Origin of the sequence: Tepiditoga spiralis (genome assembly GCF_014701195.1) — a bacterium.
Taxonomy (GTDB): domain Bacteria; phylum Thermotogota; class Thermotogae; order Petrotogales; family Petrotogaceae; genus Tepiditoga; species Tepiditoga spiralis.
Genome location: NZ_AP018712.1, coordinates 1,290,039 through 1,313,710 on the forward strand (window position 1 = coordinate 1,290,039; position 23,672 = coordinate 1,313,710).

The following is a 23,672-nucleotide window of genomic DNA, read 5'->3' on the forward strand; positions in this document are numbered from 1 at the left end:
TGTTGTTTTATTGCACTAACTTTTTAACTCAATGTACAGTTTATTTATATTCATGATTTTTCAAATTAACTATTATTCACTCAATACCATATATCTAATTGTGTTTTTTGTAATTATCTAAATATATAACAACTAAATATCTATTTTTAGGATTTCATTTTATATTTGGATTTTTCTTCACTCTTTTTATTAGGTATTTATCATAAAAATATTCTTTGATTATAGAATATAATGAAAATCTTTTCTCTATATTATAGTATAATTTTTTTTTGATAGTGTCAAGTTTTTTCGTATATAATTTCTATTATGTTATATCAAATTTTTTTAATTAATATTTTCAATTAGCCGTATAAAAAAATGTAAATACGATTTAAAAAGTGATGAGAACATATGGTATAATGAAATTAGAGGTGATAAAAATGAAAAAACTACCAATAGGAGTACAAGACTATAAAAAAATAAAAGAAGGAAATTATACATATATAGATAAAACAAAGTATATATTAGAATTAATAAGTTCAGAAGCACCTATTTTTTTATCACGCCCAAGAAGATTTGGAAAGAGTTTAACAATATCAACACTTTACTATCTATTTAAAGGAGAAAAAGACTTATTTAAAGGAACGTATATATACGATAAATGGGAGTTCAAAGAATATCCAGTAATAAAAATAGATATGTCAGATAATACATTAACAACATATGAAGAATTTATAAAATCATTATATGATAAAATAAATGAATTATATAAAGAAGAAGAACTGACACCAACAACAGATGATTTGCCGACAATGTTTGGAAACTTAATAATGAAATTAAGCAAAAAGCATGAAGAAAGAGTGACTATACTAATAGATGAATATGAATCGCCAATATTAGAACATCTAAACAACAAAGAAGAAGCAGAAAAAGTAAGAAGATTTTTAAGAGAGTTCTATAAGAAAATAAAATCAAAAGACGAATACATAAAGTTTGTATTCATGACAGGAATAACAAAGTTTACAAAAACAGGAGTATTTTCAGCATTAAATAACTTGAACGATATATCATTAGATAAAACATACTCGCAAATGTTGGGATACACACAAGAAGAATTAGAAGAAAACTTTAAAGAACACATAAAAGAAACAGCAATTGAGATGAAGATGGAAGAAAAAGAGTTATTAAAAAACTTAAAGATGTACTACAATGGATTTTCATTTGATGGAGAAGATAGTGTATACAATCCATTTTCAATACTACAATTTTTCAAAAAAAGGAAGTTTCAAAACTATTGGTTTGAAAGTGGATCACCATCATTTTTGTATGAATACATAAAAGGAAAGAAGATAAGATATGAAGACTTAGTGAAGTATCCAGTGAGTGAACTCGACTTTTCAACTCGAGAAATAGAAGAAGCAAATGCAAGTATATTTTTTACACAATCAGGGTACTTAACCTTTAAAGGAAAAGAACAGTATGGAATGGAATATGAATACCTATTAGACTATCCAAATATAGAAGTAAAGAACAGCTTTTCAAAGATGATATTAGAAGCAAACTATGAGCTTGAAAGAGGAAAAATAAAAGAAATAAACAAAACAGTGTGGAAAGCAATAAAAGAAAAAGACATAGAAGGAATAATAAAAGAAATAAAAAGAATAATAAGTGCAATCCCATACAACTTGCATAAAAAAGAAGAAAGCTACTATCATTCATTGATATACACAATACTCGCATCAGCAGGACTGAACGTAACAGCAGAAGAGTTAACGAACTTGGGAAGAAGTGATATAGTAATAGAATTTGAAGACATCATATATATAATGGAAATAAAGATAGACAAGAGTGCAGAAAAAGCCTTGAATCAAATAAAAGAAATGAAGTACTATGAAAAGTACAAAGGAAAAGAAGTTTATATAATAGGAATAAACATAAACTCAGAAAAAAGGAACATAGACGAATACAAAATAGAAAAGATATAATCCCAGCGGGTGCTGGGATATTTTTTTATAAAAAGAATATATAAAATTAAAAATTAAAACAAAACACAATAGATTAAAGATAAAATCAAAGTAAAAAAACACTCAAATTTTTGAAGTTGATATTGTGTTAATAATGAAATGTTAAACCAAAATATTTATACTCAGATTATACAGTTTGAGTAAATAGAAATGAAACAAAACGAGAAAAAAATTAATAAATAAAGAGGACATGGCCGATTAACTTAATATAGGAAGCATAACAACTTCTATATTAAGGAGGTAATGACCATGTCCAATAAAATGGTACCACTTTTATTAGCCATAGTCAACTGTCTGTTTAAATTTGTAAGGTTCAAAAGGTACGATACGAGAGTGTAAAATATTAAGTGTATAAGGAAAAAAAGATACAGATCTGGTGGTAAAATAAAACCAGAGGAGGTACGAAAAATGGGAAATGTACTACAGGAAATAATAAAGGAAATGGTAAGAAAAGGAGAAATCCGAACAATAAAGGATATAAAGGAATTAACAAAATCACTGACAGGAAATCTGATCCAGGAAGTACTGGAAGCGGAACTCGAAGACGAGCTGGGCTATGGAAAGTATGACAGAGAAAAGAAAAATACAGAAAATTCAAGAAATGGCTACAGGAAGAAGAATTTAAAGAGTAGTAGCGGTATGATAGAATTAATGGTACCTCGAGACAGAAAGGGAGAATATGAACCCAAAATAGTTCCAAAGTATTCGAATGATATTTCAGAGATAGAGGAAAAAATAATAAGTTTGTACGCAAGAGGAATGACCACCAGGGATATATCTGATCAGATAATGGATTTGTACGGATTTGAAGTATCAGCTGAACTGGTGAGCAAAATAACAAATAAGCTTATGCCATTAATAAAAGACTGGCAAGAAAGGCCATTACACGAAATATACACCTTCGTTTTCTTGGATGCAATATACTTCAACGTTAGAGAGGACGGAAGGATAGTAAAGAAGGCTGCTTATGTAATAATAGGTGTTGACATAGATGGAATTAAAGATGTGCTCGGGATATATGTTGGTGAAGTAGAAAGTGCCAAGTTTTGGATGGGAGTACTTAACAACCTCAAAAACAGAGGAGTTAAGGACATACTTGTAGCTTCAATAGATGGTCTTTCTGGATTCGAGCAGGCTATAAATGCAACCTTCCCGCAAACTATGATACAAAGGTGCATAATCCACCAGATTAGAAACACCCTGAAATATGTTCCTCACAAGGACAGGAAAGAGTTCGCAAAGGACTTAAAGACAATCTATACAGCACTGGATGAAAAGACAGGCTATGATAATCTAACCAATGTAATAAACAAATGGGGAGACAAGTATTACGCTTCATTGAGGAGCTGGGAGAAAAATTGGCACCTATTATCCACCTTCTTTCAGTTCTCAGACGGGGTAAGGAAGATTATGTACACCACGAACATCATAGAGTCACTTAACAGGCAATTCAGGAAGGCTACCAAGACCAAATCAATATTCCCTAATGACGATGCTGTCCTTAAAAGTTTATACCTTACTACCAAAAACGTGACAAAAAAATGGACAGCACGGTTTCACAACTGGAACGCTGTTATTTCCGAACTGGCCATCCTTTTCGAGGAACGTCTTAAAGACTACCTCTGAAAGTAGCTTGTAATCCTAAAAAACTTAATATTTTACACTCTCGGGAGATGGGTTGTCGCCCTTTCAGTCATTGCAGTTTTTTACTGTAAAAGGTTGGTTTTACCAATTTTGCCTTATTTAATTCATACTATTCAGGAACATTTTTTTCATTTTCTAATAACTACATTTTTTTAAGATTTTTGTCGTTGTTTTCCAATATTTATATGCTACCAGATATATCTAATACACACTAATCTTTACAGACTCTACGATACAAAGGATAAGCTTATAAACTATGTCTTTGGTCTTCTCACGATAAAAAACTTTTCAATGCTTGCACTTGAAAAACTCAGTAAAATGAATGAATCGTGTTATTCAAGGCTATTGAATTCTACAAGCGTTTTATACAGGGACCTCGTGAGTTCAAGGATAAGAATGATCGAGAAATTCCTTAGCTCGCATTATTTAAAGCCTGTATATTTAATACTGGACGAAACGGTAATTAAGAAGTACGGCAAATATATAGGGGGACTTAACAAGTTCTATTCAACAATAGAAAACATGGTAATTAAAGGCGTCTGCTTCCTTCAATGTTTAATGTATAATAAAAGTAAGCCAGAAATACAATTGAAAAATGGGCCAGGAAGGAAAAATGAGTCTGTAAAGATTAGTGTGTATTAGATATATCTGGTAGCATATAAATATTGGAAAACAACGACAAAAATCTTAAAAAAATGTAGTTATTTGAAAATGAAAAAAATGTTCCTGAATAGTATGAATTAAATAAGGCAAAATTGGTAAAACCAACCTTTTACAGTAAAAAACTGCAATGACTGAAAGGGCGACAACCCATCTGCGCGGTACAAAGTATAGATTTTTTAAGGATTACAAGCTACTTTCAGAGGTAGTCTTTAAGACGATCCTCGAAAAGGATGGCCAGTTCGGAAATAACAGCGTTCCAGTTGTGAAACCGTGCTGTCCATTTTTTTGTCACGTTTTTGGTAGTAAGGTATAAACTTTTAAGGACAGCATCGTCATTAGGGAATATTGATTTGGTCTTGGTAGCCTTCCTGAATTGCCTGTTAAGTAACTCTATGATGTTGTGGTGTACATAATCTTCCTTACCCCGTCTGAGAACTGAAAGAAGGTGGATAATAGGTGCCAATTTTTCTCCCAGCTCCTCAATGAAGCGTAATACTTGTCTCCCCATTTGTTTATTACATTGGTTAGATTATCATAGCCTGTCTTTTCATCCAGTGCTGTATAGATTGTCTTTAAATCCTTTGCGAACTCTTTCCTATCCTTGTGAGGAACATATTTCAGGGTGTTTCTAATCTGGTGGATTATGCACCTTTGTATCATAGTTTGCGGGAAGGTTGCATTTATAGCCTGCTCGAATCCAGAAAGACCATCTATTGAAGCTACAAGTATGTCCTTAACTCCTCTGTTTTTGAGGTTGTTAAGTACTCCCATCCAAAACTTGGCACTTTCTACTTCACCAACATATATCCCGAGCACATCTTTAATTCCGTCTATGTCAACACCTATTATTACATAAGCAGCCTTTTTTACTATCCTTCCGTCCTCTCTAACGTTGAAGTATATTGCATCCAAGAAAACGAAGGTGTATATTTCGTGTAATGGCCTTTCCTGCCAGTCTTTTATTACTGGCATAAGCTTATTTGTTATCTTGCTCACCAGTTCAGCTGATACTTCAAATCCGTACAAATCCATTATCTGATCAGATATATCCCTGGTGGTCATTCCTCTTGCGTACAAACTTATTATTTTTTCCTCTATCTTGAAATATCATTCTAATACTTTGGAACTATTTTGGGTTCATATTCTCCCTTCCTGTCTCGAGGTACCTTTAACTCTATCATACCGCTACTACTCTTTAAATTCTTCTTCCTGTAGCCATTTCTTGAATTTTCTGTATTTTTCTTTTCTCTGTCATACTTTCCATAGCCCAGCTCGTCTTCGAGTTCCGCTTCCAGTACTTCCTGGATCAGATTTCCTGTCAGTGATTTTGTTAATTCCTTTATATCCTTTATTGTTCGGATTTCTCCTTTTCTTACCATTTCCTTTATTATTTCCTGTAGTACATTTCCCATTTTTCGTACCTCCTCTGGTTTTATTTTACCACCAGATCTGTATCTTTTTTTCCTTATACACTTAATATTTTACACTTTCTAGTAAGGTATAAACTTTTAAGGACAGCATCGTCATTAGGGAATATTGATTTGGTCTTGGTAGCCTTCCTGAATTGCCTGTTAAGTGACTCTATGATGTTCGTGGTGTACATAATCTTCCTTACCCCGTCTGAGAACTGAAAGAAGGTGGATAATAGGTGCCAATTTTTCTCCCAGCTCCTCAATGAAGCGTAATACTTGTCTCCCCATTTGTTTATTACATTGGTTAGATTATCATAGCCTGTCTTTTCATCCAGTGCTGTATAGATTGTCTTTAAATCCTTTGCGAACTCTTTCCTATCCTTGTGAGGAACATATTTTAGAGTGTTTCTAATCTGGTGGATTATGCACCTTTGTATCATAGTTTGCGGGAAGGTTGCATTTATAGCCTGCTCGAATCCAGAAAGACCATCTATTGAAGCTACAAGTATGTCCTTAACTCCTCTGTTTTTGAGGTTGTTAAGTACTCCCATCCAAAACTTGGCACTTTCTACTTCACCAACATATATCCCTAGCACATCTTTAATTCCGTCTATGTCAACACCTATTATTACATAAGCAGCCTTTTTTACTATCCTTCCGTCTTCTCTAACGTTGAAGTATATTGCATCCAAGAAAACGAAGGTGTATATTTCGTGTAATGGCCTTTCCTGCCAGTCTTTTATTACTGGCATAAGCTTATTTGTTATCTTGCTCACCAGTTCAGCTGATACTTCAAATCCGTACAAATCCATTATCTGATCAGATATATCCCTGGTGGTCATTCCTCTTGCGTACAAACTTATTATTTTTTCCTCTATCTCTGAAATATCATTCGAATACTTTGGAACTATTTTGGGTTCATATTCTCCCTTTCTGTCTCGAGGTACCATTAATTCTATCATACCGCTACTACTCTTTAAATTCTTCTTCCTGTAGCCATTTCTTGAATTTTCTGTATTTTTCTTTTCTCTGTCATACTTTCCATAGCCCAGCTCGTCTTCGAGTTCCGCTTCCAGTACTTCCTGGATCAGATTTCCTGTCAGTGATTTTGTTAACTCCTTTATATCCTTTATTGTTCGGATTTCTCCTTTTCTTACCATTTCCTTTATTATTTCCTGTAGTACATTTCCCATTTTTCGTACCTCCTCTGGTTTTATTTTACCACCAGATCTGTATCTTTTTTTCCTTATACACTTAATATTTTACACTCTCTTTAAATAGAATTTTATAAATTATTAAAAAGAAAAGATATATGGATACTTTTAACTATGATATTAATACCAATATTTTATACTGTTGGTATGTATTTAAATGCTTCTTTTATACAATACACAAGAGAAACAAAGATGTATTGTATGGATTTTGTCAATGGTATGTATATGTTTGTATATTATGTTTCAATATTTACTTTTTTTATAATGTTTTCTAGCATTCAATCTCTACGAGGAGAAGTTGAAAATAAAAGTATCAAACTCTATATTCCAAGATGTCAAAGTAGATCAAAAATCTATATTGCTAAAAATATTAGTTTATCTTTGATGTTTATTATTATAACTATAATTTTTTATATTATAACTATTATTTTAGATTATTTATTTTTAATTCATAGAACTGATATAGCTTTAAACGTTTTTTGGAAAAGTCAAGATACAGAGTCAATAATATTTTTTATAATATCAATGCTATTTTATTATTTGTTCCTCATTCAATTTGCATTTTTTTTGAGTTCTTTTTTCAATCCTTTGATGAGCTCAATATTAGCTTTAATTACAACTATTTTAACTTTTTATTTAAAAGTAATTTCTTATATACAAACTTTAGTTCTAACTTATTATCTTGAAAAAATTATGAATAGTATTAAAATACAATATAATGATATATTTCTTTACTTTTTGTTAATCTTAATTTATGGAATAATTTTTAATTTACTTGGAATTAAAAAATTCAAAAAATTGGATGTAATATAATGAATTATAATAATGAATATAATAAAAAAGATAAGTGGTTATTTTTTATATTACTTAGTTTTTTACCAGTTTTTAGTGCACTATTTTTGAGTATATTATCTCTTACGTTATTAAACAACTTAAATTTATCAGTTAAAAGTATTTTGTCTGTTTTATTTTCTATGGGAATATCAATGATTTTATTACCCTCATTACTGGTTAAAAAAAGATTTAAAAATTCTTTAAAAAAATTTGGATTAAGCATAACTATTGAATTTTTTGATATTGTTTTTCTAATACTTATTTTTTTTATCATTATGAGTTTTCAAATATTTTATCATTCCATAGATTTTTTTAAAACAATACTGTTTCAAACTATAGTAGTAGCTATTTCAGAAGAATTTTGGGCAAGAGGAATATTAATTAACTATTTGAATAAAATCATAAATTCGAAATTTATGATTCTTAGTATTTCTAGTTTTATATTTGCTTTTATAACACACATCAATAATCCTATTGTAGATAATTTAATTTGGAGATTCCCTATGGGATTTTTATTAGGATATTTGTATATGAAAAGTGGAAAATTATGGATTCCTATTGGTCTACATTTATGTAATAATATGATATCTTTGTATATTTAAGTAAAAAAATTAAAAGGGAGGGATTTTATGAGAAAAAAATTTTTTATGATTTCTATAGGAATAATGTATATAATATTTACATTTGTTTTTATTTTTTATATGAAGGATATTAATGTTCTATCTTTAATATTAATTTGTTTAATCCCATCAATAATTTCTTTAATAATGTATTCTTTGTACTATTTTTTTAATTCATTGGATTTAAAAACAAATAATCAATTAACTATATTTAATGGAATAATTTATAGCATTTTTTTAGGGTTGATTTTATTTTTGATTAAAAGTAATAATTTAAAAGAAATTATTTTTAATAACAGTAAATTTTTAGAATCTAGTACAATGACAATATCACAAGATAAGTTTCCAATTATAAATTTATTGATATTTGTATTAATCATAATGATAATACAATACTTCTTAGGTAAGTTTATTATTAATTTAAAAAACAAGAAATAAATTAAAAAGTTTATTTTAGTAGGAGTGGAAAAGATGGGAATATCTATAACAGTTCAAAATAAAGATAATGATGATAAAAATAATAAAATAAATAAAAATGAAAAGAAACTCCTTAGTTCAATGGTTATTAAACCTTACTTTAAAAATTATATTTTATCTTTTATAATTTCTTTTTTTACTGCTTTTGGGATTATAAGCATTGTATTATTAGAAAAAGATTTAATAAATTTCCTCACAAACAAAAACTATGATATGTTTTTTAATATTGGTTATAAGTTATTCTTTTTAAGTATAGGTGTATCAATTCTTGTTTTCATCAAAACATTTGTAAATAATGTATCAACTGAAAAAATAATTGTAAAGCTTAGAAATAAATTTTCTGAAAAGCTTTTAACTTCTAAATATACAGATCTTGAAAAGCAACAAACTGGAGAAATAATGACATTGTTTTTGAATGATATTGATTTAATAAAAGATTATATTTCAAAGGTGTTTAATGACTTACTTTATCAACCAATCATTTTTATTATTTCTATTTCATTTGCTTTATTCATAAATTGGAAATTAACCGTTGTTTCATTTCTTATAATACCCATAAGTTTAATAATATCACTTATTGTTGCATTACCAATAAAATCTTATACTTTTAAACAACAAAATATAATAGATAAATCAAATACAATATTTAGTGATGCGATTTCTGGCATAGATGTCTTAAAAGCATTTCAACTTGAAAGTATATTTCTATCAAAATTCAAAAAACAAATTAGCTTTTTTTTAAAAAATTATAAAAAAATATCTTTCTTTGATTCTTTATTATTTCAAATGAATATCATAATTATGTTTTTACCTATTTTAATACTATTTGCATATGGAGGATTTGAGATTATAAATAATAGACTAACCCTTGGAGAATTAATAGCCTTTATGCAATTTATAATTTTATTCATTACTCCACTTAGTTTTTCTACTCACTATATTTCTTCAAGAAATAAAGCAGTTGTTTCAATTAAAAGAATTAAAAAAATATTAGATTTGAAAGAGGAACAAACTGGTAAAAAAACAAATATAAATATAAACTATAACCCTACTATTGAATTTGATAATGTATCTTTTAAATATACAGATGAGTTTATATTCAATGATTTGAGTTTTACAATAAATAGAGGAGAAAAAGTTGTTATTTTAGGCTCAAGTGGTTCTGGAAAATCAACAATTTTGAAATTGTTAATGGGTTTTTATAAAGTAAATAAAGGAAAAATAAAAATTTTTGGTGAAGATATTAATAATTATGATATACATGAATTAAGAAAATATGTGTCCATAGTTCCTCAAGATATTTTTCTTTTTAATGAATCTATACGTTGGAATGTAAAATTTTCTGATTTTGATAATGTTACTGATGAAGAAATTATTCAATCAATGAAAAAATCTCAAATTATTTCTTTAATCAATCAAAAAACTCGAACATTAGATACAAAAATAAGTGAGTTTGGAAATAGTTTATCTGGTGGCGAAAAACAAAGATTATCGATTGCTCGTGGTTTATCGAAAAGTGCGGAAATATTTATATTTGATGAATCTACTTCTGCGCTTGACCTTGAAACTGAAAATAAATTACTTGAAAATATTTTTTCGGAATTAAAAGATAAAACTATAATATTTATTACCCATAGAAAATCTATTTTAAAATGGTTTGATAAAAAAATTATTATAGAAAATGGAAGGGATCTAAATGAGTAAAAATTCTTCTGTTAAATTTATACTTTCATTCATGAGAAAAAATGGTGGTAATACATTTATATTTTTAGCTTATTGGATATCTGTATTTTTTGTTGCATCACAAAACTTCTTTTTTAATTATTATGTTGCTAAAGGGTTACAAACTTCTGTAGACGGTATGATGCAAAAAGACTTTTCGTCATTTTTAGGTGGTTTTATTCTTGTTTTAAGATCTTTTGGTATTTTGATTATTGTAATGGGGATATTTTCATATATAAATGATTATGTAGTAAAAAAAATTACAAGTATAATAAAAGAATATTTTTTTAAAAAAGTTTTAAGATTAAAACCTTTTTTTGATGAAAAGTATACTTCAGGAAAAATTATGACACTTTATAATAGTGATATAGAAAAAGTTGAAAGTATTTATTCAAATCAAATATTGAATTTATTAATGGCTATTGTGGGAGCACTTGGTGGTGCTGTTATAATATTTAAATTAAATAAATACATATTTATTTATATAATAACTATTGGTATTTTTAATCTCATATTAAATTATATTTTTATAAAAAAGATGAAGGTTAATTCTCGGAATATACAAAATACAATATCTAAACAAACAGAACATATTTCAAATTTTTTGAGTGGAAGTTATATAATAAAAGCTTTTAATAATGAAAATTTTTTTATTAAAATTTTTAAAAACACAACAAAAAAATATTTTGATTTTTCAAAAAAAAGAGCAAAATATGATGCAGGAATTTCTTTTGTAAATAATGCTTCAGAATATTTTGAATTTGCTGGTCTTTTAATAATATCTGGTTTTTTTAGTTTAAAAGGTGCAATCTCAATAGGGAGTGTTTTATTGTGTGTTCAACTTGGAAGACCAATTATAGATTTATTTAAAGCTTTGAGCTCATATTTTTCAAATATTCAAAGTATTCTTGCATCAACAGAAAGAATTTCAAATATTTTAAATTTAAATGATGAGGAAATAAATGAAAAAGAATTTTTTGAAAATAATACAAAAAATTTTCAAGAAACACCTTATGCCATAGAATTTGATAATGTTAGTTTTTCATACAATAAAGATAAGTATATTTTTAAAGATTTATCTTTTAAAGTTAAAAGTGGATCAAAAACACTACTCGTTGGTAATAGTGGAATAGGAAAAAGTACAATATTAAAGATATTACTTAAATATCATACTAATTACAGTGGGAATATTTTTGTGTTTGGAAAGTCTTTAAAAGATTATGATGTACATGAACTTAGAAAACTTTTTTCATATGTTCCACAAAATTCTTTTCTTTTCAATGATTCAATTTTTGAAAATATTCATTATGGAAATATAAATAAAAGTAGTGATGAAATTATTAAAGTATCAAAAAAGGTAAGATCTCATGAATTTATAGAAAAACTTCCAAATAAATATGAAACAACTTTAACTAACAACGGGAATACTTTATCAGGGGGACAAAAACAAAGATTAGCAATAGCAAGAGCACTTTTAAAAGATGCACCAATTTTTATTTTTGATGAACCAACATCATCTTTAAATGAAAAACTAAAAGACAAAATCAATTCAGTAATAAAAAATACTATGCAAAATAAAACATTTTTTTTGATTTCACATGAATTTAACTCTGAAGATTATGATGAAGTTATAACTCTTGATTTTAATAAAGTAAAGATCTAATAATATAGAATAAATTTATTTTTAATAATGCTTATAAGCTTAATTAAATGGTACAAAATATAGTAAATTCATTATAAATAAATATTTCAAGAAATATAAAATGAAACAAATCCATTTAACGGCTTTGTTTCATTTTATACATTTTTTCATCTGCTTTTTTTATAGATTTTTCAATAGATTCTTTTGAAGTTATTTTTTCAATACCATATGAAATATCGATTTTAAAGTTAAAGTTTAAATGCTTAACTTCGTTTTTTATTTTTTGCATTCGTTCTTCGATAAAATTTAAGTTTGTATTTTCAAATACAATTAAAAATTCATCTCCCCCAAATCTGGTGGCAAAGTCCATTTTTCTAATGTTATTTAATATTATTTTTGAAATAGATTTTAAAACTTTATCGCCAGTAAGATGACCATAATTATCATTTATTTGTTTGAATTTATCAACATCTATAACTACAAGAATTGATTCTTCACTTGTTCTTTTTAGTTTTTCTCGTTTTTTATAATGCCATTCATAAAAAAAGTATTTTGTATATAGTCCAGTTAAAGAGTCTTTTAAAGCAATATTTTTATATTTTTCTTTTTCTAAATGTAATTGATTTAATATTTCTTTGTATTTAAATGATAATTCTATTTCTTTAGCAATTGTATTTAAAATACTTTTATCTACTTTTTTATAAGAGTTTTCTCCAGTTTTTTCAAATAAAATTACCCCTTTATTATGTTTTGTTTTTATTGGTATCGATAAAATAGTCAAACTTTTATTCAAAAAATTTTTATCTTGTACACGTGGAGTATAATCCGGATCTTTCCACTTTAAAATATTGGGTATGTATAAAGATTTATTAGTATCAATTGAATACCAAGATATATTTTTTGTTTTTGCACTTTTTTTAAGCGTATAATCAATTATTTTGTTTTTACTTAACCCTAATTTAAAATTTAAATTGTTATTATCTAAAAAACCTAAACCTAAGAAATCTATTAAATTTAGTTTTTTTAATTCTAAATAAATATAAGTAAAAAAATCAAAAGAATCTATTTTTTCAGAAGTTATTAAATCAAATGATTTTTCTAAAAAGTCTATATTATTTAAAATTTTTATTATCTTTTTTTTATTTTTATATTTTAATAATAAAAATATAAAAGTAAAGACTATTATTAAAAATATTCCAAAGAGTATCTGTTTTAAAGTTTGAGATAGATTATATATATTTCCTTTTTTTGGAAAATATTTTGAAAAAATAGTATAATAATAAGAATTTTTATTATCTTTTAAAAGCTTAAATTTATTTTTAATATCATTTAAAAACAAAATTCCTGTTTTAGATTTTTTAGAAGTGGCTATAGTTAAATCTGCAGGAGAGAATACAATACCAGTTTTTTTTAATGTGTTATTAGAAGTAAGAAACGAATTAGAAAAAACTCCAGCAAAAATTATATGTTTTTTTAATGCTTTGACAATTTCATCATAATTATTAAACTCTATGAACTCACTATTTATATTAAAATCTCTTAAAAGGTTTTTAAATCCTTTTTCTCCAATGTAATGTATATCATTTTTCATAACTCCTATTTTTTTATTTTCTAGTAGTTTTATTGAAGATAAGTTTATATTTTTTGAGGTTGCAAGTTCTCCATAATTATAAAAAAAACTTTCTTTAAAAAAAATATAATTTTTTTCTCTTTCCTTTATATCTTTTATATTAATTAAAATGTCTATTTTTCCATCTTTTAGTTCTTCTAATAAGTTATTCAAATTACCATAGATCCAGTTAATATTCCAAGTGTCTTTTGAAATATAGTTTAGTATATCAACAAAAAAACCACTTTCAGTTTTATTTTTTTTAAAACAAAGTGGATAATCATTATAATAACCTATTTTTATGGATTGAGAGTATATGAATGAAATTTGAAACAAAAGAATTAATAATAATATTTTTTTCATATTTCCTCCAAATAAATACTTATATAATATATTATATAATTGTTTATATTAAAAAAAAGCAAAAAATGTAACAGAATAAAAACGATTATGTTTAAATTTAAATATAAAAAAATACAAAAAATACAAAAATATTTTTATAGTTGATTATGATATAATTAAGTATAAACGTTTAAGGAGAGGGATAAAATGAATATAGATTTTAATAATTTTGATTTATTTGTTATAAAATTAAATAAAAATGGAGAAATTATATATGCAAATGATTTTGCTACTTATTTATTGAAAACTACAGAAGAAGATTTATTAAATAAAAATTGGTTTAATAACTTCTTACCTAATGAAGTAAAAAAGGAAACTTTTGAATACTTTAAAACAATAATTTCTGGTGTTAATGAAATGACAAAAACACATGTAAATGAAATTTTAAATTCGGAAAATGAAAAAATATATGTTAAATTTTTTAATGATGTAGTAAAAAATAAAAAAAATGAAATTATAGAAGTTATTAGTATAGGAATTGACATAACAGAAGAAATCAAAACAAAAAAGTTAAAAGAATCTATGAGGAAGATTTATAAAGCCCTTTTAGATTTGTATGAAATATCTTTAAATAAAAAAAATTATTCAGAAGTTTTTAAATATTTTTTAAAAGAGGCAATTTCAATGATTGATGGTATTAATGCTGGTAGCATTTTTCTTAAAGATAATAATAAAAATTTTAAGTGTGTTGCAATATATAATTATGATTTTAAAGATATTAAAACACTTTCTTTTAATGAAAAATATTTTGAAAGATACAAAAAATTTTTTATATTCAATGATTATAAAAATTACTATACAAAAGTTAAAGATAAAATTAAAAATTATGGAATAAAATCTTCTATTTCTGTTCCGGTTTTTGTAGACAATGAGCATGTAGCTCATTTATTTCTTGATTCTTTTAAAGGTAAAAATGCATTATCAGATCTAAGCCTTAGTTTATCTAAAATAGTTTCAAATCAGCTCAGTATATTTTTAAAAAGAATGAAGGTTGAAGAAAAATTAAATAAATTATCTATGTATGATTTTTTAACAGATTTACCTAATAGAAGATATTTAGATCAAAACTTGGGCAATATATTCAGTCTTGCTGAAAGAAATAAGTTTGAAATAGCTTTCGTGTACATTGATTTAAACAAATTTAAATGTATTAATGACAAATATGGACATGATATTGGAGATTATGTTTTGAAAAAATTTGGTAAAATTTTAAAAGAATCTTTAAGAAAGAGTGATTTTACTGCCAGACTTGGTGGAGATGAATTTTTAATAGTTTTAAATGATGTAAGAAAAGAGTTTATTGAACAAACATTAAGTCGTTTGTTGAATAAAGAAAATGAAAGAATAAACATTGATGGAGATGAATTTAAAATTTCAATAAGCTGTGGAGTTTCAATCTTTCCAAAAGATGGAAAAAATTTTAATACTTTATTGATGAAAGCTGATAAAGCTATGTATAAAGCTAAAAAGTCAAAGAAACTCTATGAATTTTATTAAAGTTCATAGAGTTTAAATCTCAATTTATGATTTTTAAATAATTCGTATATTTTTTCAAATTTTATTCCAAAAATATTATCATTAAAGAGTTTTTTAGTTTTTATAGCTGCTATTTCTTTGCTTTCAAGAGTTGGTGTTAAGGTATTTAAAATATTTAATAAGGTTTTTATTATTATTTCTTCATTTTGAATAGTAGTATTGTAAAGAGCTATTCCAATTAAAATTTTATTTTCATATCTATTTAAAAGAACATCACCGTGGTCAAGATCTTTTTTGTTTTCCAATAATTTCCAATTAGAATTTTTCTTTAAAATTTTTATTACTTTATCTTCTTTTCCATTAATATCAATTCCAAACATTATATATTTTTCTGGTATTTCTGAAATTTTTTTTATCATTTTATCACCCCTTTTAAATTATAGCATAAATTGGAGGTTTAAATTGATTAGATTATATATAACTCGGCATGGAGAAACAGAATGGAATATTGAAAAAAAATTCCAAGGTTGGGGAGATTCACCGTTAACCAAAAAAGGAATAAATCAAGCTAAATTATTATCCGAAAGATTAAAAAATATTAAATTTAATGCTATTTATTCAAGTTCACTCAAAAGAGCTTATAAAACAGCTGAAATTTTAAAAAGAGATAGAAAAATTGAAATAAAGCAAATGGAAGATCTTAAAGAAATAAACCTTGGAAAATGGCAAGGAGTTAATTATGAAAGTTTTAATGGGATTTATTCCAATGAGCTTTATTTATTTTGGAATAAACCACATCTTTATAAAAATGAAACAGGCGAAAATTTTTACGAAGTAAAAAAAAGAGTAAAAGAAGTTTTAAATAAAATAATAAAAAATCATAATGAAGGAAATGTTTTAATTGTAACTCATGGAATTATATTAAAAATAATAATGTCTATTTATGAAAATATTGAGCTCAAAGATTTGTGGAAAAAAACTTATTGTGAAAATACTTCATTGACTATTGTAGAAGTTAATGATAATAAGTTTAATATATTAATGACAGGAGATAAATCACATTTGAAAGGAGAAGAGTATGCTATCAAATAAAAGGGCTAAAGAACTTGTCAATAAGTATGGGACTCCACTGTTTGTATATTCAAAAGATATTATTTTGGATAAGATTAATGAATTAAGAGAAAACTTTTTAGAAAAACACGATAACACAGAAGCTGTTTATGCAGGTAAAGCATTTCTTTGCAAAGAAATGTGTAGAATTTTAAAAAGAGAAAATATGAGTTTAGATGTTGTCTCTGGTGGGGAATTATATACAGCTATGAGTGTAGAGTTCCCTGAAAATAAAATATACTTTCATGGAAATAATAAAACAATTGAAGAGATAAAAACGGGAGTAGAATATGGAGTTAATTTTATTGTAGATAATGAAAATGAGTTGAATAATTTAATTCAAATTACAGATAATTTAAATAAAAAAATAAATATTCTTTTTAGAGTTTCACCAGGTGTTGAAGCACATACTCATAAGTATATAATTACTGGAAATGTAGACTCAAAGTTTGGATTTCAATTAAATGATTATTTATTAAAGGTATTAAAAAAAGCTATAAATTCAAATACTTTAAACTTTATGGGTTTTCATTTTCATATAGGTTCTCAACTATTTGATGTATCTCCATACATAGAAGCAATAAAAAAAATAACTGAATATGCGAAAAGAATAAAAAAAGAACTTAATTATGATATAAAAATTTTAGATGTTGGTGGTGGATTTGGTATAAAATATACAGATGAAACAGAGCCTAAGATAAATTTTTTTACAGATAAAATTATGGAAACTGTACAAAATGAATTTAAGTCAAAAGAATTAATAATTCCAAAAATTTTAATTGAACCAGGAAGATGGTTAATAGGAAAAGCTGGTATGACTTTGTATAAAATTGGAACAATAAAAGAAATTCCAGATGTAAGAAAGTATGTGAGTGTAGATGGTGGAATGACAGATAACATAAGACCAGCTCTCTATGGATCAAATTATGATGCAGTGGTTTTTAATGACTTAGATAAAAATGAAATTGAAAAAATAACTTTAGCTGGAAAGTGTTGCGAATCTGGAGATATTTTAATAAAAGATATTGAACTTCCAAAATTAAAGACAAATGATATTATTGGCGTTTTAAGTACAGGTGCTTATTGTTATTCAATGTCAAGTAATTATAATAAACTTCCAAAACCTGCAGTTGTGATGATAAATGGAAGTGAAGATAAATTAATAATAAAAAGACAATCTTATGAAAAAATGATAGAAGATGAGCTTTAAAAAACGGACAAAAATTTTTGTCCGTTTTATTTTTAGCAATTCTATTAAAATACTTACACTAAAATAAAAATAGAATTTATATTAATTAACTTTAAAACATAATCAAATAGATTGACAAGATAGTATTAAAAGAGTTATAATTATACTAACCAGTATTATACTATTCAGTATAATACTGGTTAGTATAAATTAGAGGTGAAAAAAATTGAAATTTTATAATAGAAAAAAAGAAATTGATTTTTTCAATAAAATAAAAAAAACAAATAAAAAAGTTTTTATTGTATTGTATGGAAGACGTAGAATTGGAAAAACAACTTTAATAAAAAAAGTTTTTGAAAATGAAATAAATACTTTTTATTATTTTGTTGAAGTAAAAAAAGAAGAAACGTTATTAAAAGAATTGAGCTTAAGTTTTTCAAAAGGTTTATATATGAATTGGTATGACCTTTTTTTAGATTTATTTAAAAAATATGAATACGTTATTTTTGATGAATTTCAAAACTTTTTTAAAATAAATAAAGAAATATTGTATGCCTTTCAACATGCATGGGATGAAAACAAAGATAAAACTAAATTAATAATCTTAGGTTCATATGTGGGAATGATAAAAAAAATATTTACTGATGAAAAAATGCCTTTATTTGGTAGAAATGACTATCTTTTAAAGATAAAAGAATTTTCTTTAAAAGATACACTTTTAATGCTAAAAGATTTTGGTTATAGTATAAATGAATCATTAGAAATATATAGTATAACTGGTGGAATTCCTAAATATTTATGGCTTTTTAAAGAGAAAAACTCATTAAAAACTTTAATTAATAATTTATTTATTGATGAATTCTCACCTTTAAAAGAAGAAGCAAAAAATATTTTAATAACAGAGTTTGGATCAGAACATAAATCTTACTTTTCAATTTTAGAATCTCTATCTGGTGGAATGAAGAGCAGTTCTGAAATATCAGATATTTCTAAGATACCTCAAACTAATTTGCCAAAATATTTAAATGAATTAAATAGCATATATGAAATCATTTCAAAAGAAAAATCTTTATTTAGTAAAAAAAGTAAAGACATAAAATATATGATAAATGATAATTTTTACAATTTTTATTTTCAAAATATATATAAAAACTTTTCATTGATTGAATTTGTTCCTGAAAAAGCACTTGAAAAGATTTATTTGAATTTCAATAATTATGTTGGATTTCAATTTGAAAAAATTTGCAAAAAATTTATAATTGAAAATCCAAATATACTTGGTTTTATACCAGAAAAAATTGGGAAATGTTGGGGAAAGGTTCCGTATAAAAAAAATGAGTCTTATGATATTGATATAATAGTATATAATGAAACTAATATTGTATTTGGAGAATGTAAATGGACAAATAAAAAAGTAGGATTAAAAGTATATGATAAATTAAAATTACGAAGTACATTTATTAATTGTGGTAACAAAAATAAAAAATATATAATTTTTTCAAAAAATGGTTTTTTAGATGAAATTCTCAATTTAAAAGATGAGTCATTACTTTTATTTACTCCTAAAGATATAAAAAAAATCTATAATATATAATGCATTAGCTTATGAATATATATTTTTTCTTTTTTCTTAACATAATAAAAATACCTCCGTGTAGTTCAATGCAAATTTTTAATTATTTACACTGGCTACTCTGGAGGTATTATATCAATCTATTTTCTTTATTTTTGAAATATTTTTTCCATTATATATCCAAGATAAAATCCCACAAAAATAAATACAATTACTAAAAAGTTTAAATGTGGGAATATCTTTACTGTTCCTGCGATTGTTAAACCTATTAAAAAAGACATAACTACTTGTTCATTCTTTTTAAGTAAAAAGTCTAAAAGTTTTACAATAAAAATTAAACCTATTATTACACCAATTCCAACAGGTAAAATTATTGTCATATCAAATTCTGAAATTGCTTTAATAAATGGTTCATATACTCCCATAATCAAAAGCATAGATGATCCACTTATTCCAGGGAGTACCATTGTTGCTGCACCTATAATTCCTGCAAATATTAAATAAAAAAAGTTTAAATTCCCATTAGCTTTAGTTGAAGGTAACATAAAAAATATTATTAAGAATATTATTATTGAACTAATTATAGTTAAAAGATTTGTTTTTGATTTTAAATTTATTTTTTTAAATAAATATACAATTCCTCCAAAGATTAATCCAACAAATGTCCCAACAAGATAAATTTCAAAGTTTGAAAAGAGATATGTTATTACTTTTGAAAAACCAATTACAGAAACTCCTGCCCCTAAAAATAGCATTAATAAAAACATAAGCATTTTTTTATTAAACTTAAATGAAATAAAATCAGAAACAGAAGTTAAAAGTTGTTCGTACTTTCCTGAAATAACGGCTATTGTTCCACCACTTATTCCAGGAACTAAATTTGCAAGACCTATTAAAAAGCCAAGAAAAAAATCTTGAAACATAATGTGCCTCCTATATGATTTTTACATAAATATTATTGCAATTGCTGCCATTGTAAAACAATAGTAAGCAAAGTATTTTAGTTTTCCATTAATTACAATCTTTTTAACTAAGTATAATCCTAATAGACCACTTAAAAATGCTGCTATAACCCCAAAGTATTGACTTGTGTTCAAGGTTATTTTTTGCATTTCTAATATACCTGCACCAAAGGTAACTGGTAAACTCATTAAGAATGAATATTTAACAGCTTCTTCTTTTTTCATTCCAAGAAGTAATGCAGCAAATAAAGTAGAACCACTTCTTGATACTCCAGGAAAAATAGCAAATGCTTGTATTAACCCTATTAAAAGAGCATCCATCCAGGTTATTGTATTCATAGTTTTTTGATTTTTATTTAATCTATCTGAAAATAGCATCATCAATGCCGTTATTGCTAAAAATATTCCTACGAGTTTTATAGAAGAAAAAGCTTCTTCTATTTTAGAATTAAACATGAGCCCAAAAAAGACAGCTGGTATTGTAGAAACTATTAGTTTTCCAGCAAGATTTAAATAGTCTTTGTTTAAAGTAAAAATTCCTTTTAAAATTAACCAAACTTCTTTAAAAACAAAAAACAATACCGCAAAGAATGTTGCAAGGTGAAGAACCGCAAAATAAGGTAAATTTGTGTTTATTTCCATAAACTTTGAAAAAATAGTTAAGTGACCTGAACTCGATACTGGTAAAAATTCTGTTAATCCTTGAACTAATCCCAAAATAAAATCTTGCATTTTGAACCTCCCTATTAAATAAAATCCAATGCATTATATCATTTTTTTATTAAAATAGACTTAAATTCTTTTATGGTATAATATTTTTATCTTAAATAAGGAGGGTACTTTTTTTATGGATAAAGCTATTATTGATTTTTTTCAAAATTTTACTACTTCAAATCATTTTATTTTAAATAACATTTTTATATTTTTTACAAAAATTGGAAATTTAGGAATGATTTGGATTTTAATTTCATTATTGTTTTTAATATTTAAAAGTACAAGAAAGATTGGTATAGTATCATTACTCAGTTTATTTTTTTCTTTTATAATTTCAAATTTATTTTTAAAACATCTCATTGCAAGGCCAAGACCATTTACAACTTATGATTTAAAAATACTCATACCTTTGCCAAAAGATTTTTCATTTCCTTCTGGTCATGCTTCAGCTTCTTTTGCTTCAGCTTTTGGTATTTTTTTGAGTTCAAATAAAAAATCATTAAAATGGGTTGTTATAACTTTAGCTTCTTTAATTGCATTTTCAAGGATATATTTGAGTGTTCATTACTTTATTGATGTTATTTCTGGAGTTGGAATTGGTATTTTTTGCGGATATTTATCTATAAAAATATACGAAAAAATTATGAAAAACAAATAAAAGAAACAACTTTTGTTCAAAAGTTGTTTCTTTTATTTATGATATAATTGATTGGGGGTGATTACTATAAAAGACATTCAATTAAAAAATATAATGGAAGATATAGTTGAAGATGTTTATAATGATTTACTAAAAACAAATTTGATTAAAATTTGTAACTGTCCAAAATGTCATGCTGATGTTTTGGCAATTGTTTTAAATAATATTAAACCAAAGTATGTTGTCACGGAAAAAGGAGAAGCTATTGAAAGAACAAATGAACTTCGAGATCAAATTAGAGTTGATGTTCTAGAGCAGCTTTTAAAGGCTGTTGAAATTGTTAGTAAAAATCCTCATCATAATCAAAATGATGTTGGATTAATTTAATTTTCATATTCTTTTACTAATCTAATTTTCCATTTATCAGTTTTTAAAAATCCATAGGCTAATAACATGGCAAGAATATTACTTATTATCATTGCATAAAATATTCCTATAAAACCATAATAGTCAGCCATAAGTTTTATTAAAGGTATTCTTATGATCCATAATCTTGTTAAGTTTATTATGGTTGTTTGTACTGTGTGTCCTGTTCCGTTCATTGCAGCTAAAAAAATTGACATTGTTGCAAAAAATGGTAATGATAATGAGACCATAGAAAAATAAATTTTACCAGTATTTATTACTTCGATTTCATTTATAAAGAAGCTTGTTACGTTTTTTCCATATAAAAATAAGAAAAAACTTAATATAAAAACACTAAAAAAGGTTAATATTGATGCTTTTTTTAAGGTTTCTATTGCTTTATTTTTATTGTTAGATCCTATAAACTGACCTATCATTATAGAGGTTGCTCCCGAAATTCCCATCGAAACCATAACAATTAAATTAGTAACTCTATTACCAATACCATAAGCAGTTACGACGTTTGTACCAAATTTTGACACAACCTTCATTATTATTGCAAATCCCATGGCTGTTACTGATTGACCAAATGAAGTTGGAAGTCCAATTAATAGTATTTTTTTTATATATCTTAAATCAAACTTCAAATCTTTAAGATGAATTTTAAAACCATATTTTCCTGTAAACATTTCATACATTAAGTATAAAGAAAAAATAATTTTTGATATTAAAGTTGCTATGGCAGCGCCTTCAACTCCCATTTTAAAAACAAAAATAAAAATTGGGTCTAATATTATATTTAAAGTTATAGAAAAAAATCTTAAAATGAGCGGAGTAAAGGTATTTCCCCATCCTCTAAGAATAGCTGTGTTTACTTCAAAAAAGAATAAAAAAGGCGTGGATATTAATATTATATTGAAGTATTTTAATGAATATTCTAAGGTTAAATCTCTTGCGCCTATGTAATAAAGCATACTTTTTGAAAAAAACAAACCAAAGAGCATAGTAATAATGGAAATTAAAGTAACTGTTAAAATTGTTTGAGCAGCAGATTTTTCAGCGAGTTCTTTTCTTTTCATTCCTGTATATTGAGCTACCATTGAAGAACCTGCCATACTAAAACCGCCAGATATTGAAATAAATATAAAAATTAGTGGCCATGATATTGTAGGCGCTGCTATTTCAATACTTCCTAATTTACCTAAAAAATATGTATCGGTTATATTATATACAGCTTGAAAAATATTTGCTAAAATTATTGGCCATGATAACTTTAATAAACTTTCCCATATACTCACTTTAAAAATATCTATTTTTGTTTTCAAAAGAATACCTCCTCATTAATTAGCTTTCCTAACTAATTA

General features: G+C 25.5%; 18 protein-coding genes and 2 pseudogenes. 13 read left to right on the forward strand and 7 right to left on the reverse strand.

Features of this window, described 5'->3' with window-relative positions; translation table 11 throughout:
* The first annotated feature begins 419 nt into the window (after positions 1–419).
* Together IGS63_RS06025 and IGS63_RS06030 are read left to right on the forward strand one after the other, a co-directional pair.
* On the forward strand, positions 420–1,964 hold the full coding sequence (locus IGS63_RS06025) for an ATP-binding protein (protein ID WP_190613346.1): 1,545 nt from the start codon (positions 420–422) through the stop codon (positions 1,962–1,964).
* Between the two features lie 447 nt (positions 1,965–2,411).
* Positions 2,412–3,629, forward strand: a complete 1,218-nt coding sequence (locus IGS63_RS06030; RefSeq protein ID WP_190613348.1) for an IS256 family transposase — start codon at positions 2,412–2,414, stop codon at positions 3,627–3,629.
* An 877-nt stretch (positions 3,630–4,506) separates the two neighbouring features.
* On the opposite strand, the pseudogene IGS63_RS06035 reads toward IGS63_RS06030, so the two are convergent.
* Together IGS63_RS06035 and IGS63_RS06040 are read right to left on the reverse strand one after the other, a co-directional pair.
* Positions 4,507–5,722 (reverse strand): annotated as a pseudogene (locus IGS63_RS06035) (IS256 family transposase).
* An 83-nt stretch (positions 5,723–5,805) separates the two neighbouring features.
* A pseudogene (locus tag IGS63_RS06040) lies at positions 5,806–6,915 on the reverse strand (IS256 family transposase); the annotation flags it as partial.
* A gap of 135 nt (positions 6,916–7,050) precedes the next feature.
* Between IGS63_RS06040 and IGS63_RS06045 the strand changes: the two are divergent.
* Genes IGS63_RS06045 through IGS63_RS06065 form a run of 5 tightly spaced genes read left to right on the forward strand, consistent with a single transcriptional unit; the run spans position 7,051 to position 12,252 of the window.
* On the forward strand, positions 7,051–7,749 hold the full coding sequence (locus IGS63_RS06045) for an ABC transporter permease subunit (RefSeq protein ID WP_190613352.1): 699 nt from the start codon (positions 7,051–7,053) through the stop codon (positions 7,747–7,749).
* Positions 7,749–8,372 carry a CPBP family intramembrane glutamic endopeptidase gene (locus IGS63_RS06050; RefSeq protein ID WP_190613354.1) on the forward strand — a complete coding sequence of 208 codons (624 nt, stop codon included), beginning with the start codon at positions 7,749–7,751 and terminating at the stop codon, positions 8,370–8,372. The genes IGS63_RS06045 and IGS63_RS06050 overlap by 1 nt, the downstream gene beginning before the upstream one ends.
* A gap of 27 nt (positions 8,373–8,399) precedes the next feature.
* Positions 8,400–8,828, forward strand: coding sequence for a hypothetical protein (locus IGS63_RS06055; RefSeq protein ID WP_190613355.1), 429 nt, complete (start codon positions 8,400–8,402; stop codon positions 8,826–8,828).
* Positions 8,829–8,861: 33 nt separating this feature from the next.
* Positions 8,862–10,571, forward strand: coding sequence for an ABC transporter ATP-binding protein (locus IGS63_RS06060; RefSeq protein WP_190613357.1), 1,710 nt, complete (start codon positions 8,862–8,864; stop codon positions 10,569–10,571).
* Positions 10,564–12,252, forward strand: coding sequence for an ABC transporter ATP-binding protein (locus IGS63_RS06065; protein WP_190613359.1), 1,689 nt, complete (start codon positions 10,564–10,566; stop codon positions 12,250–12,252). Before IGS63_RS06060 ends, IGS63_RS06065 begins: the two co-directional genes overlap by 8 nt.
* A 115-nt stretch (positions 12,253–12,367) precedes the next feature.
* Here IGS63_RS06065 and IGS63_RS06070 read toward each other — a convergent pair whose 3' ends face one another.
* Complete coding sequence (locus IGS63_RS06070; protein ID WP_190613361.1) at positions 12,368–14,203, reverse strand: diguanylate cyclase; 1,836 nt, start codon at positions 14,201–14,203, stop codon at positions 12,368–12,370.
* 186 nt (positions 14,204–14,389) lie between these two features.
* On the opposite strand from IGS63_RS06070, the gene IGS63_RS06075 reads away from it, so the two are divergent.
* Entirely contained in the window at positions 14,390–15,739 is a 1,350-nt protein-coding gene (locus IGS63_RS06075; RefSeq protein WP_190613363.1) for a sensor domain-containing diguanylate cyclase, read from the forward strand.
* Here the strand turns inward: IGS63_RS06075 and IGS63_RS06080 are convergent.
* Positions 15,736–16,137, reverse strand: a complete 402-nt coding sequence (locus tag IGS63_RS06080) for a hypothetical protein (protein ID WP_190613364.1) — start codon at positions 16,135–16,137, stop codon at positions 15,736–15,738. The two genes, IGS63_RS06075 and IGS63_RS06080, sit on opposite strands and share 4 nt — an antisense overlap.
* Positions 16,138–16,180: 43 nt before the next feature.
* Between IGS63_RS06080 and IGS63_RS06085 the strand changes: the two genes are divergently transcribed.
* The 3 genes from IGS63_RS06085 to IGS63_RS06095 all read left to right on the forward strand — a co-directional run bounded on the left by IGS63_RS06085 (position 16,181) and on the right by IGS63_RS06095 (position 19,611).
* Positions 16,181–16,810: a histidine phosphatase family protein gene (locus IGS63_RS06085; RefSeq protein ID WP_190613366.1), complete on the forward strand. Its 630-nt coding sequence runs from the start codon at positions 16,181–16,183 to the stop codon at positions 16,808–16,810.
* Positions 16,797–18,038 carry a diaminopimelate decarboxylase gene (gene lysA / locus IGS63_RS06090; protein WP_190613368.1) on the forward strand — a complete coding sequence of 414 codons (1,242 nt, stop codon included), beginning with the start codon at positions 16,797–16,799 and terminating at the stop codon, positions 18,036–18,038. The genes IGS63_RS06085 and lysA overlap by 14 nt, the downstream gene beginning before the upstream one ends.
* A 205-nt stretch (positions 18,039–18,243) precedes the next feature.
* On the forward strand, positions 18,244–19,611 hold the full coding sequence (locus tag IGS63_RS06095) for an ATP-binding protein (RefSeq protein ID WP_190613370.1): 1,368 nt from the start codon (positions 18,244–18,246) through the stop codon (positions 19,609–19,611).
* Between the two features lie 128 nt (positions 19,612–19,739).
* Here IGS63_RS06095 and IGS63_RS06100 read toward each other — a convergent pair whose 3' ends face one another.
* Both IGS63_RS06100 and IGS63_RS06105 read right to left on the reverse strand, forming a co-directional pair.
* A complete protein-coding gene (locus tag IGS63_RS06100) occupies positions 19,740–20,513 on the reverse strand; it encodes a DUF368 domain-containing protein (RefSeq protein ID WP_198423023.1) in 774 nt (257 codons plus the stop codon).
* A 21-nt stretch (positions 20,514–20,534) separates the two neighbouring features.
* On the reverse strand, positions 20,535–21,284 hold the full coding sequence (locus IGS63_RS06105; protein ID WP_190613372.1) for an undecaprenyl-diphosphate phosphatase: 750 nt from the start codon (positions 21,282–21,284) through the stop codon (positions 20,535–20,537).
* Between the two features lie 115 nt (positions 21,285–21,399).
* Between IGS63_RS06105 and IGS63_RS06110 the strand changes: the two genes are divergently transcribed.
* Together IGS63_RS06110 and IGS63_RS06115 are read left to right on the forward strand one after the other, a co-directional pair.
* The gene (locus IGS63_RS06110; RefSeq protein WP_190613374.1) at positions 21,400–21,924 is read left to right on the forward strand and encodes a phosphatase PAP2 family protein; all 525 of its coding nucleotides are present in this window, start codon (positions 21,400–21,402) and stop codon (positions 21,922–21,924) included.
* A 57-nt stretch (positions 21,925–21,981) separates the two neighbouring features.
* Positions 21,982–22,290: a late competence development ComFB family protein gene (locus IGS63_RS06115; RefSeq protein WP_198423024.1), complete on the forward strand. Its 309-nt coding sequence runs from the start codon at positions 21,982–21,984 to the stop codon at positions 22,288–22,290.
* Here the strand turns inward: IGS63_RS06115 and IGS63_RS06120 are convergent.
* The gene (locus IGS63_RS06120; protein WP_232521143.1) at positions 22,287–23,633 is read right to left on the reverse strand and encodes an MATE family efflux transporter; all 1,347 of its coding nucleotides are present in this window, start codon (positions 23,631–23,633) and stop codon (positions 22,287–22,289) included. The two genes, IGS63_RS06115 and IGS63_RS06120, sit on opposite strands and share 4 nt — an antisense overlap.
* Positions 23,634–23,672 lie beyond the last annotated feature (39 nt).

What these genes read in the sequence shown, in the direction of transcription:
- IGS63_RS06105 (WP_190613372.1), bottom strand. Translation starts at nt 21,284, where the DNA reads ATGCAAGATTTTATTTTGGGATTAGTTCAAGGATTAACAGAATTTTTA.
- IGS63_RS06065 (WP_190613359.1), top strand. Translation starts at nt 10,564, where the DNA reads ATGAGTAAAAATTCTTCTGTTAAATTTATACTTTCATTCATGAGAAAA.
- IGS63_RS06045 (WP_190613352.1), top strand. Translation starts at nt 7,051, where the DNA reads ATGATATTAATACCAATATTTTATACTGTTGGTATGTATTTAAATGCT.
- IGS63_RS06100 (WP_198423023.1), bottom strand. Translation starts at nt 20,513, where the DNA reads ATGTTTCAAGATTTTTTTCTTGGCTTTTTAATAGGTCTTGCAAATTTA.
- IGS63_RS06055 (WP_190613355.1), top strand. Translation starts at nt 8,400, where the DNA reads ATGAGAAAAAAATTTTTTATGATTTCTATAGGAATAATGTATATAATA.
- IGS63_RS06030 (WP_190613348.1), top strand. Translation starts at nt 2,412, where the DNA reads ATGGGAAATGTACTACAGGAAATAATAAAGGAAATGGTAAGAAAAGGA.
- IGS63_RS06070 (WP_190613361.1), bottom strand. Translation starts at nt 14,203, where the DNA reads ATGAAAAAAATATTATTATTAATTCTTTTGTTTCAAATTTCATTCATA.
- IGS63_RS06025 (WP_190613346.1), top strand. Translation starts at nt 420, where the DNA reads ATGAAAAAACTACCAATAGGAGTACAAGACTATAAAAAAATAAAAGAA.
- IGS63_RS06080 (WP_190613364.1), bottom strand. Translation starts at nt 16,137, where the DNA reads ATGATAAAAAAAATTTCAGAAATACCAGAAAAATATATAATGTTTGGA.
- lysA (WP_190613368.1), top strand. Translation starts at nt 16,797, where the DNA reads ATGCTATCAAATAAAAGGGCTAAAGAACTTGTCAATAAGTATGGGACT.
- IGS63_RS06060 (WP_190613357.1), top strand. Translation starts at nt 8,862, where the DNA reads ATGGGAATATCTATAACAGTTCAAAATAAAGATAATGATGATAAAAAT.
- IGS63_RS06110 (WP_190613374.1), top strand. Translation starts at nt 21,400, where the DNA reads ATGGATAAAGCTATTATTGATTTTTTTCAAAATTTTACTACTTCAAAT.
- IGS63_RS06050 (WP_190613354.1), top strand. Translation starts at nt 7,749, where the DNA reads ATGAATTATAATAATGAATATAATAAAAAAGATAAGTGGTTATTTTTT.
- IGS63_RS06075 (WP_190613363.1), top strand. Translation starts at nt 14,390, where the DNA reads ATGAATATAGATTTTAATAATTTTGATTTATTTGTTATAAAATTAAAT.